General features: G+C 58.9%; 17 protein-coding genes. 5 read left to right on the top strand and 12 right to left on the bottom strand.

All coding sequences use genetic code 11. The features are described 5' to 3' along the window. The first annotated feature begins 125 nt into the window (after positions 1-125). Positions 126-1,616 (top strand): bifunctional diguanylate cyclase/phosphodiesterase, encoded by a 1,491-nt coding sequence (locus O3A94_12290; GenBank protein ID MDA1357032.1) that lies wholly within the window; start codon positions 126-128, stop codon positions 1,614-1,616. On the opposite strand, the gene O3A94_12285 is transcribed toward O3A94_12290, so the two are convergent. The 7 genes from O3A94_12285 to O3A94_12255 all read right to left on the bottom strand — a co-directional run bounded on the left by O3A94_12285 (position 1,591) and on the right by O3A94_12255 (position 7,538). Beyond that, positions 1,591-2,583: a lysophospholipase gene (locus O3A94_12285; GenBank protein ID MDA1357031.1), complete on the bottom strand. Its 993-nt coding sequence runs from the start codon at positions 2,581-2,583 to the stop codon at positions 1,591-1,593. The genes O3A94_12290 and O3A94_12285 overlap by 26 nt on opposite strands. 90 nt (positions 2,584-2,673) lie before the next feature. Then, positions 2,674-3,102 (bottom strand): response regulator, encoded by a 429-nt coding sequence (locus O3A94_12280; GenBank protein MDA1357030.1) that lies wholly within the window; start codon positions 3,100-3,102, stop codon positions 2,674-2,676. 101 nt (positions 3,103-3,203) lie between these two features. After that, positions 3,204-3,848, bottom strand: coding sequence for an L-threonylcarbamoyladenylate synthase (locus O3A94_12275; GenBank protein MDA1357029.1), 645 nt, complete (start codon positions 3,846-3,848; stop codon positions 3,204-3,206). Between the two features lie 2 nt (positions 3,849-3,850). Next, positions 3,851-4,621, bottom strand: coding sequence for a 3'(2'),5'-bisphosphate nucleotidase CysQ (gene cysQ, locus O3A94_12270; protein ID MDA1357028.1), 771 nt, complete (start codon positions 4,619-4,621; stop codon positions 3,851-3,853). Positions 4,622-5,181: 560 nt separating this feature from the next. Then, positions 5,182-5,964 (bottom strand): hypothetical protein, encoded by a 783-nt coding sequence (locus tag O3A94_12265; GenBank protein MDA1357027.1) that lies wholly within the window; start codon positions 5,962-5,964, stop codon positions 5,182-5,184. A gap of 122 nt (positions 5,965-6,086) precedes the next feature. Beyond that, complete coding sequence (locus O3A94_12260; protein MDA1357026.1) at positions 6,087-6,953, bottom strand: SUMF1/EgtB/PvdO family nonheme iron enzyme; 867 nt, start codon at positions 6,951-6,953, stop codon at positions 6,087-6,089. A 60-nt stretch (positions 6,954-7,013) separates the two neighbouring features. Beyond that, on the bottom strand, positions 7,014-7,538 hold the full coding sequence (locus O3A94_12255; GenBank protein MDA1357025.1) for a hypothetical protein: 525 nt from the start codon (positions 7,536-7,538) through the stop codon (positions 7,014-7,016). Between the two features lie 205 nt (positions 7,539-7,743). Here O3A94_12255 and O3A94_12250 point away from each other — a divergent pair, with 205 nt between their 5' ends. From O3A94_12250 to O3A94_12240, 3 genes are all read left to right on the top strand, one after another. Continuing rightward, on the top strand, positions 7,744-8,187 hold the full coding sequence (locus O3A94_12250) for a cytochrome P460 family protein (GenBank protein MDA1357024.1): 444 nt from the start codon (positions 7,744-7,746) through the stop codon (positions 8,185-8,187). Positions 8,188-8,332: 145 nt separating this feature from the next. Then, entirely contained in the window at positions 8,333-8,716 is a 384-nt protein-coding gene (locus O3A94_12245) for a cytochrome c family protein (protein MDA1357023.1), read from the top strand. A gap of 44 nt (positions 8,717-8,760) precedes the next feature. After that, entirely contained in the window at positions 8,761-9,279 is a 519-nt protein-coding gene (locus O3A94_12240; GenBank protein MDA1357022.1) for an adenine phosphoribosyltransferase, read from the top strand. A 13-nt stretch (positions 9,280-9,292) separates the two neighbouring features. On the opposite strand, the gene O3A94_12235 is transcribed toward O3A94_12240, so the two are convergent. From O3A94_12235 to O3A94_12215, 5 genes are all read right to left on the bottom strand, one after another. After that, entirely contained in the window at positions 9,293-9,949 is a 657-nt protein-coding gene (locus O3A94_12235) for an ABC-type transport auxiliary lipoprotein family protein (GenBank protein ID MDA1357021.1), read from the bottom strand. Beyond that, positions 9,946-10,953, bottom strand: a complete 1,008-nt coding sequence (locus tag O3A94_12230) for an MlaD family protein (protein ID MDA1357020.1) — start codon at positions 10,951-10,953, stop codon at positions 9,946-9,948. Before O3A94_12230 ends, O3A94_12235 begins: the two co-directional genes overlap by 4 nt. Positions 10,954-10,955: 2 nt before the next feature. Then, entirely contained in the window at positions 10,956-11,765 is an 810-nt protein-coding gene (locus O3A94_12225; GenBank protein ID MDA1357019.1) for an ABC transporter ATP-binding protein, read from the bottom strand. A gap of 5 nt (positions 11,766-11,770) precedes the next feature. Continuing rightward, positions 11,771-12,910: an MlaE family lipid ABC transporter permease subunit gene (locus O3A94_12220; protein ID MDA1357018.1), complete on the bottom strand. Its 1,140-nt coding sequence runs from the start codon at positions 12,908-12,910 to the stop codon at positions 11,771-11,773. Between the two features lie 72 nt (positions 12,911-12,982). After that, on the bottom strand, positions 12,983-14,332 hold the full coding sequence (locus tag O3A94_12215; protein ID MDA1357017.1) for an SPOR domain-containing protein: 1,350 nt from the start codon (positions 14,330-14,332) through the stop codon (positions 12,983-12,985). Positions 14,333-14,494: 162 nt separating this feature from the next. Here O3A94_12215 and O3A94_12210 point away from each other — a divergent pair, with 162 nt between their 5' ends. After that, on the top strand, positions 14,495-15,799 hold the full coding sequence (locus O3A94_12210) for an MFS transporter (protein ID MDA1357016.1): 1,305 nt from the start codon (positions 14,495-14,497) through the stop codon (positions 15,797-15,799). Positions 15,800-15,802: the final 3 nt, after the last annotated feature.

Raw genomic sequence — 15,802 nt, 5'->3', positions numbered from 1 at the left:
AGGCGTTGTTCCCTACTCTATGTGTGTCGGCGCCTGGTTTGCCTATTTCGAGGCAGGCAATCCAGACCTGCACCGCATCACTTGTCCGCGATTTTCGTGGCCATAAAGAGTTCGGAATCAAGAGCTTGGAAACATCTCACGATCGATTCGCGTTGCACACTACCGAGATTTCACAATCGCGTTTGACGGAGCTCGAAGCCGAACTCAGCAAATCGCACGACAATCTCGGCCGTCTTGCCTCCCAACTTGACCGGGTCAACCGGGATTTTGAGCGCTTGACCAGTTATGATCTTCTGACCGGGCTGGCGAACCGCACTCTGTTTTACGATCAATTGAGCGGCTTTATTGCCATTGCGCGGCGTGAAAAGCGCAAACTTCCTCTCCTGGTGCTCGATGTGAACGCGTTCAAGGACGTCAACGACGGTCTCGGCCATCAAGCCGGAGACCACGTTCTCAAGGAGGTCGCGGTCAGGATTTCAGAGGTCGAGCGTGATTCCGACACGGCGGCGCGTTTGGGCGGCGACGAATTCGCCGTCGTGTTGCCCACAACTGCCACGATCGACGGCGCCATGGTGGTTGCGCAAAAAATCGCCAGCGCCGTGGAAGCCCCGATGCTGGTTGACGGTCACCGTTTGTTGCTCGGCGTGAGCATCGGTATATCGCTCTACCCGGATAACGGTTCGGACGATAAGGGCTTAGTCAGTCTAGCTCTCGTCGCGATGAACGAGGCCAAGCGGTCCGGCGGCGGTTTCGTTGCCTGCGCGCCGGATCAGAACAGATCGCCATCCGGGAAATTGATTCTCGCCGGCGATATCCGCGATGCGATCGATCACAACGAACTCACGCTTCATTATCAGCCAAAAGTGGCCATGAATGACGGCCGCGTGATCGGCGCCGAGGCCTTGGTACGTTGGAATCATCCGAAGCAGGGATTGATCTACCCTGACAATTTCATCCCGCTAGTCGAGCGCACCGGCCTCATCAACAGCCTGACACTGGCGGTTCTCGACGCCGCTTTGGCGCAGGCGCGGATTTGGCAGCTGGCCGGCAAACCGAAGAGCATTTCGGTCAATTTGTCATCGCGCGTGCTGCACGATGCGAGCTTGCCCGAGCATGTTTCGGAGCGCCTTAAATTTCATCAAATCCCGCCCGACTGCCTGATATTGGAGATAACCGAAACCGCCATCATGATCGATGCCGACAAGGCGATGGAAGTTGTGACCAGTCTCGCTGAACTCGGCGTCGGCATTGCCATCGACGATTTTGGTACGGGATATTCGTCCCTGTCATATTTGCGGCGTTTACCGGCGCAGGAAATCAAGATCGACCGCTCTTTTGTGCTCAACATGCACAAGAATGCCGACGATAAGACAATCGTGCGCTCGGTTATCGATCTCGCCAATAATCTCGGCATGAAAGTCGTTGCCGAGGGTGTGGAAAACCGCGAGATATACGATCTTTTGAAAGACATGGATTGCTATTGCGCCCAGGGCTATTACATCAGCCGGCCTGTGGACGAAGACAAATTCAGTGACTGGCTTGACGATCCCCATTGGGGAGAGCCAGAACCCGGCGTGGCCTGTGAGCCAGCTAGCGTGCCGGCCGAGAAAATTTGATTTTGCCGGCGGCAACGGCGCCCGACGGCAATTGCGTTCTATCATCGGCAATCCATGCGACGATATCTGCCCACACGATCTCGGCGGCAAGATCGCGCAACAACATGTGCCAGCCGGTTTCATAAAGCGCGACCGGTATATCCGCTGACAGCCGCGATACCATTTCGGAAGTCGGGCCGGGGGCAATTAATTGGTCGTTGGCGCCGTATAATATCAACGCCGGCGCACTCAGCTCGGCGCTGCCTTCGAGCGCCGAATCCATCAAGTTCACCAGACCCCACATGGCGTCGATACGGGTGTGCTTGATCACCAGCGGGTCTCTTTGAAGGCCAAGGATCATCTCCCTGTTGTCAGAGGCGACAACGCCGAGCCCGCGGCCGGTTAATTCCATGGCGGGAAACAGATGCGCGCCCAGCCACAGCGCAGCGCGATAGAACGGATTCATGGTAGAGCGGGCCCACACTGCGGGTGCGGCGAGAATTAAGCTATCCGCATCCAAGGGTTGCTCCGCCGCCGCACTGAGCAGGATCGCAGCCCCCATGCTCTCCCCCAGCACATGCACCGGCCGGCCTGGATAGGTCGTGCGCAAAATTCCGATCGCCGCTTGTACATCTGCGATGAGCGAGTTTTGCGGCGGCCAAACACCCGCATGCTGCGTCGCGCCGAAGCCGCGCTGATCATAGGCGTACGTCGCAATGCCGTGGCCGCGCCAATATTGTCCGGCTTCCTCGAACGCGTTGCTGTAATCGTTAAACCCATGCAGTGCGAGGATCACGGCGTTGGGTTCGCCTTCGGGAAGCCAGTGTCGCAAAGGCAGACGAGCGCCGTCCGCGGCGACGAATATATCGGCTTCGAAATGCGACGCGATATTGAAGGGCCCGACAGATTGCTGGTGCGGCGAAGCGCAGGCGCCGAGCGTGGCTGCAAGCGCCAAAGCCGAAGCAATTCTGAGCCAGCGAAACTTCACGATAATAGACAGGAGGGGGCAGAAAGTTCGAGTTCGCTCATCACGTGACACGCACTCGCCCGGCGCGCCTGTTAGTGCCGCGCGACCGGATTATGAATCGGCGATGGTTTCGCCATGTTCACCATCGATTGCGCTTTTGCTCTTGATGATTACCTGGCGATCCAATCGGGTGCGCACCGCAGCGAGGAGTTCTTCGACCGTGTAAGGCTTGGTGATGTAATCATCCGCACCCATTTCCATGCCTTTGCGCATGTCCGCCCGGCTGGCGGCGGCGGTGAGAAATATGACCGGTATGTCGGACGTGCCAGGATCATCACGCAACGCCGCCAAAGCGCCATAGCCGTTCATATCCGGCATCAGCACATCGCAAATGATTAAGTCGGGGCGATTCTCGCGCGCCGACGCAACACCCTCTCGACCGTTTCGGGCATCGATCACTTCGTAGTTTTCGTACTTGAGAACGGTAACGATCTTGTCCCGAATCGGGGCTTCATCCTCAATTACCAGAATTTTTGTCATGCGCTACGCCGTCCATACATATTTAAGCAACTTTAAGCCCTAACTCTACGCTCCTTCGCTGTCTGATCGCAACCAACCCAGTATTTCGGCGGTCCAGATGTTTACCTTAAGGGGTGGGGATATAATATTTCCGCGATCCGGCGCCGCGATATCGCGCCCTCGCGGAGCAGCCGGGGAGCGCCGCCTGTGAGATCGACGATTGTCGACTCACTTCCCGGACAGGGACCGCCGTCGAGCACGGCATCGATCGCAACGCCGAGGCCGCTGACAACCTCCCCTGCCGTGATCGGTGGTTCGGCGCCACTCGGATTCGCGCTCGGCGCGGTGATCGGGCCATTGAAGGCGCGCAGCAGGCGAAGGGCGGTATCATTGCCTGGCGCGCGGAGCGCGACAGTCACGCCGAGCGGGTTAATTTCCATGCTCAGAGCGCATGGCTCACGCCGATTTACGATGAGCGTGAGTGCACCAGGCCAGCAGGCGCTAGCAAGACAATCAGCCTGTTCGTCCAGCACGCCATAGCGCGCGGCTTCGCACCAGTCTTGCACGAGAACAATCAACGGTTTGTCGGGCGGCCGTGCTTTTGCCGCGAAAAGGTTTCGCACAGCGCCCTGGTTTCGCGCGTCGGCGCCGAGGCCATAAACCGTTTCGGTGGGGAAGGCGACCAACCCACCAGCGCGCAGAATATCGGCAGCAATCGCGATATCGCCTGCCGACGCTGTCAGTCTTTTTACGCCCCGCGATGGCATGTTCATTCCACGCCGCGGGCAACGAATGCCGGATTGTCGAGACCGTCCTTGCCGTAGCGAAGCACCGTCCCATCCATGCGCCTTACGCTGCCGCCCGCCGCCGTCAGCACGGCATGGCCCGCCGCGGTGTCCCATTCCATGGTGCGGCCAAAGCGCGGGTAGAGGTCTGCGTCGCCTTTGGCCAGCAAGCCAAATTTGAGGGCGCTGCCAGCGCTGGTAATGCGCGATGTTTGGTGGCGGGCGATGAATTCGTCGGTTGCGGCATCGCGGTGGTTGCGGCTGGCAACGACAACGGCACCGTCTGGCGGCAGCGGGCGCGCGCGAATCGGCGTCCTGTTGCCATCCTTGGCAATCAGAAACGCGCCACGGCCATCGGCGAGGTAACATTCGTCCAGCGCTGGGGCATGCAGCGCACCGAGAACGGGGCTGCCGTTTTCGACCAGCGCGATATTGACGGTGAATTCATCCGTGCAGGAAATAAATTCCTTGGTTCCGTCGAGTGGATCGACCAGCCAAAACCGGCCGCCGCTGATGTCCGGCATGCGGCCTTGCGACACGCTTTCCTCGGAGACGATGGGAATTCCGGGCGCGCCGGCGGCCAGCCCGGCGACGATAAGCGCGTCGGCAATTTCATCCGCCTCCGTTACCGGTGAGGCATCGTCCTTAGTTTGCACAGCGATACCTTGGCGGTAGAGGCGCATGATCGCCTCGCCAGCCTGCAACGCGAGGACATGGGCTAATTCTGCTAGGGCTGCACGATCTTTTACAGTCATCTTGTTCGCCGTTTTCGCTCACATATGAGCTCACATAAGAGGTAGGAAAGGCTTGCGGGTCGAGTGCGTAAAGTAGGAACGGGTCAAAAGTAACTCGCCATCAATTTATCGCGATTCGACTGCGAGACCCTTTTCTTAGGACATTGTTTCCCCCATTATCTCCTTACTGTCCAGGTTTCGAATACCCGCATTCGCGGTTTCGATGAGTCCGGTAGAACTAAATGTGAAATCAAAGGAGATGTTGAAACAATGTTGAAAGAAACCATCGTAGCAATGACGGTTGTGACCATGACCGCTGGTGCCGCCCTCCTTCCCTCCGCCGTATCGGCGGGCGAGAAGCCCATCGTTTTGGCATCCTGCAATGCCTGCAATCCGTGCAACCCATGTGCGGCGTGCAATCCGTGCAATCCGTGTGGCGCCTGCAATCCTTGCGGTTGATCGCCTGACGGAGCCTAACATCCAAAAAAGGGCCGCTTCCTGCGTCACGCGGGAAGCGGTCTTTTTATTTGGGTTATGTGATTAGATTTTGCCGGGCCGGTACTGGGCGGTAAGATTTCGAGCTATTCCATTCTCGCTTGTTTTGCGTCCGCCTTCACCGCCAGGGCTGCTTTGACCGCGGCGATTTGAACATCGACGTCGATATCGGCCTGCGAGGTTACCTCCAAGCCCCTGTCCTCGAAAACGTCCTTTCCCGGATTTTGTTTTTCCCAGGCTTGGATGCACAGATCGCGCGCCTGAATTAACACGATGATCTGCGGCCAAAAAAGCCGGACCATGCCGCTCACCCAGCGGTTGGATGGCCAGGACGGTTGCACGTGGTCAATTGAATAAAGCCCGATCATCTTGACCACATCGCGCGCTTTGTACCACGCCTCGCCGGTAACCCAGCGGTTGGTGGTAAACAACCGAATCGGCATACCTTTCGCGTCCATCGAAATTCCGATGATATGGCTCAGCGCGTCGGTGCCGGTCGGCCAGGCGGAACGGTCTGGGCGATTGATCGGCTTCACACCGCGCGCCATGCCCTTCGCGCGCATGAAGGTATGAAAATGGCCATGCTCCGGATCGCGGCCACCTACCGAATGCGCGTGATAGAAATATTGCGCATGGCTTTGGCGGTCGTACACATCGCCTTTGGGGTAATGATCCCATCGGTAAAACATGCCCTGATGGCGAAGGATCTCGCCGACGACGTTGTCGTCTGTCAGAGCAAGAACGCGCCAAATTTCGAGAACATCCTCGCCTGCAGCTAGCATCATGCGTAGCCGCTTGGCGGGTTGGGTCGCCATATCCAATTGATGTTGGGTCTGTTGTTTGTCGGCGATCTCTATGTTTTTAGACATGGTCTAAACCTTGAAGCACGAGTGAGGGACCGCACCAGCTTAGGTAGCGTAACGGTAATGTTCCACAAAAATGTTAGGGTCATAAAATTAATGTGATCAGCTGCCGAAAATGACCTGCAATTCTACTGCCTCGCCGACACCAGGCGAAAGCCTATTAGGATATGTTTGATTTCGGCTGGCCGGGCGTGGCGCGCTGCTGGGCGGCAGACGCCGCATCCCTTGTCATCCCACGAACCACCCTTGACGAGAAATCGCCCTGGGTTACCGGCTGTATTCGTCCATTCAAACACCTGCCCGGCCGCGTCGAGCAGACCGAAGGGACTGGCGCCGGCGGGAAAGCGGCCAACTGGAAGGGTGTCAAACGGTCCAGCATCGTGGCTGTTGAGGTGGGCGGGTTCGAAATGATCGCCCCATGGAAAATATGTTCCGGCCTCTCCGCGCGCCGCTTTCTCCCACTCCAGTTCGCTTGGCAGACGCCATAACTGCCCCGTTTTGACGCTGAGCCAGTCGCCATAAGCTTCGGCATCTGCGTGGGACACCAGGACAACAGGATGCGCCTCCCGGCCCACCGGCAGCTGTTGATCGCGCCAGGCATGCCGCCGGGTGCGCGCAAACGGGTGAACCAGGCGATAGCCTTTCCAAGTCGCCTCGTTGACATCCGGCGCGGGGTGGCCGCTGTCCTCTATGAACGCCGCATATTGCGCATTGGTGATCGGCGTGCGGGTGATCTCATACGCAGGCAAATGAAGCGTGGCGCGTTGACGCTCGCGGTCGTACCAGCCAGATTTGCGTGTGCGGTTGTGACCGTATGCCGCTTCGTCCAGCACATAGGCGGCTTCGCGCTCAGCCCCGTCCGAGCCGGCGATAAACGGTCTGGCGGCGATCAGAACAGATTGCGGTGCGACGAAAGCCTGATTGGCGAGCGTGCCGCGCGTGCCACTCCAGACACAGGCGGAGCCGAACAGGATTGCCAACAAGAGCCGGGGCATGTGGGATAGCGTGGCTTTCATCTCCGTTCAAAGCTAATCGGTCCGGCGCGCCGCGAAAAATCACAAGAATTTGACCGGGTTTGCATTGCGGATGCGCGGCGACCGACGAATATTCAAATCTGAATAATGTGACAACAAGATTTTTTCCAGGGAGCACGGCATGGAACAGAAGAATAAATTACTCTCCAGCACTTTCATCCCCATGGTTATCGGCATCAGCGTCGCAGCGGTGAGCGGCATGCAGCCTGCCAACGCTGCCACCCGGGGCGAAAATCCGGCGGCAGTTGCGCGTAGCGCCGATGTCGGCCAGATTATTCTGGCGGCGTGCAACGCTTGCAATCCCTGCAATCCGTGCGCGGCGGCAAATCCTTGTGGCGCTTGCAATCCTTGTTGGGCTTGTAACCCATGTAATCCCTGCGGCGCGGCCTGCAATCCTTGTAACCCCTGCGGGGCCGGAGCGTGCGGCGCGGCGGCGGAGTGTACGGTCCCGGGCATGGGCGGCGCCTGCAACCCGTGCAATCCTTGCGCGGCGGCAAATCCCTGCAATCCGTGCGGCGCATGCAATCCCTGTGCTGCGGCCTGCAACCCTTGCGCGGCAGCGAATCCCTGTAATCCGTGCGGCGCGTGCAATCCTTGCGCCGCAGCGTGCAATCCCTGCAATCCCTGTGCGGCAGCGAACCCGTGCAACCCGTGTGGCGCCTGCAATCCCTGCGGCCCGTGCGGTGCGGCGGACGATGTTGAACTTAGCGCTGCTCAGGCGAACGCGGCATATGCCTGCATTAAGGGCAGTTTGAAGGCGGGCTACGCCAAATCCGGAAATCAGTGGGTTACGGCCTACCAATCCTGGACCAATTATGCGGCCCAGCCCTACACCTCCGGCACGCATGGCGGCCGTTTCGTCAATAATTACGCCAACGCCAGAGGCTCCAACTACGGCTTGTTTGAAAATGCCGGCCCGTCTCCGGAGGGCACGGTCCTTGCCAAAGATAGTTTTTCGGTCAAGCCGAACGGCAAAGTGGGCGCCGGTCCCATGTTCCTGATGGAGAAGATGGCCGCCGGGTTCAATGCCGAATCCGGTGATTGGCGGTACACGCTGATTCTGCCCAACGGCAAGATTCTCGGCACCACGGGTGGAAAAGGTTCCGCCAAGGTGGGATTTTGCATCGAGTGTCATGCCGTCCAGGAAGAGGAAGACAGCCGCTTCTTCCTCGATGAGGAATATCGCAAACAATAGCCTCCAAGTTCCGGGTGGTGGCGGCGTGCGATGGTAAATCTGCGGCGCGAGGAAGTTTTACCTGCGACAATTGCGCCGCTTGAACAGCGCGCGGTCGCAGCATATTCTCCGCCCTCTCACGGACACAGTTTTAAGGAGACAGGTCATGATCTTACGGAACGTTCTGGCGATGAGCGCCGCCGCCATAATTGCCATCGCCAGCAGCGCGGCGTTTGCCGACGGAGACGCCGAAAAGGGCGCGAAAGTTTTCAAGAAGTGCAAAGCCTGTCACACCCTTGAAGCCGGCGGAAAGAACAAGGTCGGGCCCAATATGCACGGATTGTTCGGGCGCACGTCTGGCACCTTGGAAGGGTTCAAATATTCGGACGCTATGAAAACTGCGGCCATTGTGTGGGATGAAACGACCATCAACGACTATATTAAGGACCCCAAGGGCTATATCCCGAAAAACAAGATGGCGTTCAAGGGTGTCAAAAAGGATAAACAACGCGCCAATTTGATCGCCTATTTGAAAGAGGCGACCAAGTAAACCGGGCGTTCAGCTGACTCCGTAGCGGCGCTCAAATCATGTCGATAAGACTTCAGGATCATGTCGCTGAAATTCCCGATTTTCCGAAACCGGGAATTTTGTTCTACGACATATCGCCGCTATTGGCGCACTCCGGCGCATGGGCCCAGGCCGTTGAGCAGCTCGCCGACGCGATCGGGCCGTATGCGCCGGACCTCCTGGTCGGGATTGAATCACGCGGCTTTCTTGTGGCTGCGCCCCTGGCATACAGAATGGGTTGTGGCTTCGTCATGATTCGCAAGCAGGGCAAGCTGCCTGGCGATACGATCAAACTTGAATATTCGCTCGAATACGGCACCGATGCGGTGGAAATAAAAAAAGACTTCATCAAACCGGGGCTACGAGTTGTCATTCTTGATGACCTTCTGGCGACCGGCGGGACCGCGCGGGCAACCATGCAGTTGCTCAATCAGGTCGGCGCCAATGTGGTCGGCGCCGCATTCTTGATCGAGCTTATCGGCCTCGGCGGCCGCGAGCGCTTGGATGGCTTGCCGACGACAGCGCTTATGCGCTATCCCGCCTGACGGTTAATTCTCTTTAACGTAGCCGGCCCATCGTCCAGAGCACGCTTTTCTTCAACACTTTGTTGAGCGTTTCATCAAACGCCACGACGACATCTTTCATCGACGATCCGCCGACGGCGTAGCGCGCCTCGAATGTTTCCGACGCGATGATGGTCCGCGCTGGCATGCGCACCAGTTTTGCGTTCAGTTTGACCCAAACATGCGGCGCCTCATCATTGCCGGAGTATTCCGCCTGAAATTCCCGTAGCTCAGTTTTGAGCACGAAATCGGCCCTAAGATCGACGCCTTGTCTGGCGACCGACACGATCTTGCCGGTATTTTCGAAGGATTCAACGAGCAGCGTTTGCACCATTTGCGGCGCCCGCTCGGTCCATCTTGCACCGGCAAAAAAATCGAGAGTGAGCGGGCTCTCGCGCAGCGCAATCCGGTGCGTATTCAGCCCTTCCGAGGCGATCGGCAGCTCGACGACGAGCTGGGATTCCACATAGGGCAGATCGTCGGCAAAGGTGCTTTTTGGCGATAACACATAGAGACTGGGCGCCGGGCCGCTGCCCGCCAATAAGCCGTCGAGCGAGCAGCCACCAGCAGTGAAGGCAACTGCGAGCACCAGCATTGCTGCGGCGATGCGCCGCCATCCTCGGGCCAAATATATTTGTTGAGTTATGGTCATTCCGTTTTGAACCCTCCTTCTTTGTTGCCGAATAAGTAACCAGTTGGGTCACTCTCCAAACCGTCGGCAATGCGCGACAGGCTCGCCACCAGTGTCCGCATCTCGGTGATCAAGCGGGAAAATTCATACAGGCCCTCGGTGGTGAAATCATTTAGCGGCACGCGAGTGTCCGCCACCAATCCCTGAATTTCTTCACTCATACTGCTGAGCGAATGCGCGGAGCCGCGCAGATCCGCGATCAAGGCGCGGGCGTCACCGCCCAATGCCGCAGTTTCGTCGCCGATCGTGTCCATGGTGGCACGTGCCGAGATCAAGGTCGCATCCGCATTTGCCATCAAATGTGCAATATCGCCGCGCATTTCTTTCATGGTCGCGCGCAATTCCGCTGCGGTACCGGAGGCGTCAACCAGGAACGCATCGATTTTCTCAGCGCTGCCGGCGAGGGTGGCAGTCATTTTTTCAGTGTTGGCGAGCGTGCCGCTGATCGCCGCCATATTCTTCTCATCGAATAGGCGGGTCGCGGTCTCGACCAGGGTCAGAACGCGGTTGATAAGTTCTGGCGCGTCGGTGAAGAGTTTTTCAAGACCGGATTTTTTTGATTTGATGATCGGATATTTTTCGCCTTCTCGTGCTTTCAAGTTCGAGCTCGTCTGCCGGCCACCGGAAATCTGCACCAGCGCCACGCCGGTGATTCCCTGCATTTCAATCGATGCGATCGAATCCTCTTTGATTGGCGTTTCGCCGCTGATGTCGAGAGTGACGCGCACGCGCTCCACATTGTCGGGGTCGATGCGGATATCCGTCACCGTACCGATCGGAACACCGCGATAGCGAACTTCGCTGACATTGCTAAGGCCGGAAACCGAGCCGCTGAAGTAGACATGGTAGTTGGTGTGTTTGGCGTCTACATCGGCTTTGACCGCCCAGATGATAAACGCCACCAACCCTGCAACTAGCAGCAGAACGAACGCGCCGACCAAAAGATGATTGGTCCTGGTTTCCATCTCTATGCGCTCTCCACCCCTTTTGCGGCCTGCCCGCGCGGACCCGGGATTTGTGCGGCCCGCCCGCGCGGACCATGAAAATAGTCGCGGATCCAGGGGTGCACCTGTTGCTGCATGTCTTCCACAGTACCGGTAACGATAACATGTTTGTCGCCAAGTACAGCGATGCGGTCACAGACCGCGTAGAGGCTGTCGAGATCATGGGTGACCATAAATACGGTGATGCCGAGGCTGCGCTGCAGGCTGCGCAGCAATTCGTCGAAGGCCGCCGCGCCGATCGGGTCCAAACCGGCGGTCGGCTCATCGAGAAAGAGTATTTCGGGATCGAGCGCCAGCGCCCGCGCCAATCCGGCGCGTTTGCGCATGCCGCCTGACAGCTCCATCGGAAATTTGGCGGCCGCTTCCCGCGGCAGTCCGACCAGGCCGATCTTGAGGGCACATATTTCTTCGACCACGTCGCGCGGCAGCTTGCTATGTTCCAACAGCGGCACTTCGATGTTTTGCGCTACCGTCAAAGAGGAAAACAACGCGCCGCTCTGGAACAGAACGCCCCACCGCGCTTCTAGGTCGCGGCGCCGGCGATGATTGAGCGTATCCAAATCCTGGCCCAATACCTCGATGCGCCCTGCGCGCCGTTGGTTGAGCCCGACAATAGTGCGCAGCAGAACCGATTTCCCCGAACCGGAGGGCCCGACGAACCCCATCACTTCGCCGCGCCGGACGTCCAGGCTAAGATTTTCAAGCACCGTCACCCGGTCGAAACCGACCGTGATGTTATCAACCCGAATGGCGATATCGTTCGCTGTTTCCATCACCGTCAGATCCCAATATAGGCGAAGAATATGGAGAACACGGCGTCGGCAACGATCACCGCGAAGATGGCGTGCACCACGGACCGCGTCGTCAGTTTGCCGAGGCTTTCGGAACTGCCAGTAACTTTCATACCCATATAACATGACGTGGTCGAGATGATCGCGGCGAAGACCGGTGCCTTGACCAGGCCGGTGCCGAGCGTCCAGGGCGCGAAAGATTGCCCGAGGCGATCGATGAATTGCGCTGGCGAAATACCAAGCTCGATCATCGACATCACACCGCCGCCGATGAGCCCCATCACATCGGCGACAAACCCGAGAAGCGGCAACACGATCATCAGCGCGATCACACGCGGCAAGACCAATACCTGCATCGGATCAAGGCCAATGGTGCGCATGGCATCGACTTCTTCATTGATTTTCATCGCGCCGATTTGCGCCGTGAACGCGCTGCCGGAGCGCCCGGCAACGACGATTGCGGTCAGCAGGATCGCCAGTTCGCGCAATATTGATACTGCGACCATATCGACAACGAATATTTCGGCGCCGAATTGACGCAGCTGGATTGCGCCTTGATAGGCGATCACAAGGCCGATGAGAAAGGCGATCAGGGCGACAATCGGGATGGCGTTCAGGCCGGCCTGTTCCATGTGATAAAAAATGGCCGGCACGCGTAGCAAACGCGGCTGCACCACCGCGCGCGCCAGGCTCACCGCCGTGAGGCCGAGGAAAGCGATACTTTCCAGGATCTCGACGCCAATATCGATCACGCCTTTGCCGCAGCGGGCGACCACCGCCGCGATAGCGTTTGGCCGTGGCGGCTCGATCTCGACATGGCTATCGATATGCGCCAAGCGCTCGAGAATATCGGCATGCGCCGCCGGCAAATTGGCGAAATCCACGCCAATTCCGTCGTCGCGCAGCCGCTTCGCCAGACGGTGGACCAGCCAGGCCCCAGCGGTATCAAGCGATTCGATGGCGGAAAAATCGATGCGCAAATTTTTCTCACCCGGCATCGTCAGGTGGCGCAGCTCTTTCTCATAGCGCTCGGCGCAGCGCATGTCCCAACGACCGCCGAGGCTGAGTACCAGTGCCTCGGCCGTCTCCTGCCGTTCAAGCCATCCTTCGCGAGCCGCCGAATTCATGTGCGCGTTGATCCCCGGGACGGGTTATAGGGCCGGACTGGAAGCGCGCTGGCTAGCCGCCAGGCGCCCGGGTCACGGCTGCACCACGGTGCAGCTATCGCCGCGCGCTTTGATTTTGGCACACAGTTCTTGCGCCTCGTTCAGAGACCCCGCCGGCCCCGCCTCAAGGCGGTGATAGATGCCCTTGTCGGCGCCCAAATCCACCTCAGCAACAGCATAGTTGAAGCTGGCAAGTAGATCATTGTACTTGGTGGACAGGATGCGCCAGCCTTTTTCGGCATTCGCTGGCTGGCGGTAGGAAGCGAGCCGGAGGCGGAAACTGCCGCTTAGGCTCTCCACACGCTCGCCGGCCCGGGCGGTTGTCGGCGCCGCACCGGATGCGGTCGCGGTCTGGTTGTTTGTCGGCATGTCACCTGCTGGCGCTGCCGCCGTCGCTGTTTGCGCTGCCGTTGCGGCGGCGCTCGGCGCTTCAGGCTCGGGTGTCGGTGCGCTTTCAACCGGATTGTTTTCTTTTACTTCAGCCTCAACCTCAGCCCCAGCCTCAACCTCAGCCTCAACCTCAGCCTCAGCCTCAACCTCAACCTCAACCTCAGCCTCAGCCTCAACCTCAACCTCAACCTCAACCTCAGCCTCAACCTCAACCTCAGCCTCAACCTCAGCCTCAACTGCCGTTGTCTCAGGCGGCGTCTTCTGCTCCGCCACGGCCGGCGCTTTGGGCGCCACGGGTTCCCGTTCTGCCGGCGCGCTGTTTGCGACGATCACAGCCGGCTCTATATCTTTGTCCGTGAGCGCCTCCAGGCGTTTGACGGCGAGCACGACGCCTTGCTTGGCGGCGCGTTGATACCAGGCGGCAGCGAGGGGAAGGTCTTCTTCAACGCCACTGCCACGCTCATAGGCGGCGCCGAGATAATATTGCGCCTGGGGAAAATTCTGCTCGGCGGCGCGGCGATACCACGACACCGCCTTTTCAGCGTCTTTCGTCACACCCGAACCGGTCTCGTAGGAATAGCCGAGATTGACCTGTGCATGCGGCATGCCCTGTTCAGCGGCGCGGCGATACCATCTTACCGCCTCGACCAAATCCCTGGGTACGCCCGCGGCGTTAAGATATAGATTGCCGAGGTTGAATTGAGCCTCATCCAGGCCCTGTTCAGCCGCTTTGCGATACCAAACGGCGGCCTGCGTGAGGTTCCGTTCCACACCGCGTCCGTTCTCGTAGCATAGCCCGATGCCGAATTGTGCTTCCGCGTTGCCCTTATCAGCGAGCGGCCGCCAAGCAGCCAGCGCGGCTTCATAATCCTGAGCCAAATAGGCCTGCACGCCTTCGTCAAACTCGGCGTGCGCCGGCGGGGTGGAAAAAATCCCAGCCAGAAGCACAGCGCAAAGGGTGAGGATTCTTGCGAATGCCCGCGAACTCGTCATTTTCTTTCGAGCATTTTGATAATTATTCTATTCACTTAAGTCGAATTTACCATCATAGCCAGTTAATAGTAGTCAAGTTTATCGCGGCCCGACGGGCAGGCCAAGCCGTGCCGCCGTTATTCCGCACAGACCGTCCGTTTCGTTTAACCCGGCCAGCATCCGATGAAATCTGACAATCGCCAACGCCAGTTCGCCACGATCGTCACCGTCATCGGCGTGGCTTACGCGATGAGCCAATTCTACCGCATGTCCAACGGCGTCATAGCTAAGGAATTGAGCGCCGAATTTTCGCTATCGGCAGAGGCGCTGGGCGGGCTGACCGGAGTCTTTTTCGTATCCTTCGCGGTGGCGCAGATCCCGCTTGGCATGTTGTTTGACCGTTTCGGCGTGCGCCGGACGCTGCCAGTCATATTGACCTTCGCCGTCGCCGGCGCGGTGACTTACGGCTTGGCTGGCGGATTCGCTAGTCTTTTGGCCGGCCGCCTGATGATGGGCCTCGGTGTCAGCGGCGTGCTGGTCGGCGCGTTGTTCGTGTTCGGCCGCTGGGTGCCGGCGGAGCGCTATGCCACCTGGATGGGGCGGATGATCGCGATCGGCGGTATCGGCGTGCTGCTATCGACCACACCGCTCGGCCTAATTGCCGAGAGCGTTGGTTGGCGCTACGCGTTCTACGGCGCCGGCGCGGTGACCGCGTTGGGCGCATTGCTGATTTTTCTGCTGGTCCGCGATTCACCGCTAGGCAGGGAACCCGATATCATCAAGCCCGAGGGCCTGAAAGAGAGTGTTACCGGAGTTATTGAAGTCTTGAAGACGCCGCGCCTGCCGACGGTCATGGGCATGGCGTTCGCTTCTTACCCAGTGCTGACGGCCATTGTCGGTCTGTGGGGCGGTCCCTATTTGATCGATGTCTACGGTCTCGACACGATCGCCAGCGGCAATATTTTGCTAATCATGGCGGTCGCCTTGATCATCGGCAATATCGCCTATGGCCCATTGGAAGAGCGGCTGGATACGCGCAAATGGTTGGTCGCCGGGAGCGCTGCGTTGGTGCTGATTTCCTTCCTGTTGCTGGCGCTCATTCCCCGCCCACCGCTCGCCTTGGCCACGGCGCTGTTCGTCCTGATCAGCTTTTGCAGCGCCTATAACATCGTTATCGCCGGACATGGGCGGGCGCTATTTCCCGACCGCCTGGCCGGCCGCGGCATTGCCATGATCGCGATCGCCCTGATGGGCGGTCCGGCGATTGTGCAATCCGCGTCAGGCCTGATCATGGGGGCGTTTCCGCAAGTGGCCGGCGCTTCGCCGACAGATGCCTACCGCGCCGTCTTTGGCTTTCTCGCAGCCATTGTGTTGCTTGCGCTCTTGGCATATCTGCGCCTGCCGGATGTCCGCCCCAGCGCTGGATTTGCGACCGATCTCCGCGCCGACACGCCGCTGCCCGAGGAACGAACGGCGAAGTATCGCTGACCG

It is taken from the genome of Pseudomonadota bacterium, from assembly GCA_027624955.1.
In the GTDB taxonomy this organism is placed as follows: Bacteria; Pseudomonadota; Alphaproteobacteria; order UBA828; family UBA828; genus PTKB01.
Note: the sequence above shows the minus strand (reverse complement) of the source record. Positions and strands in the feature narration are given on the sequence as shown.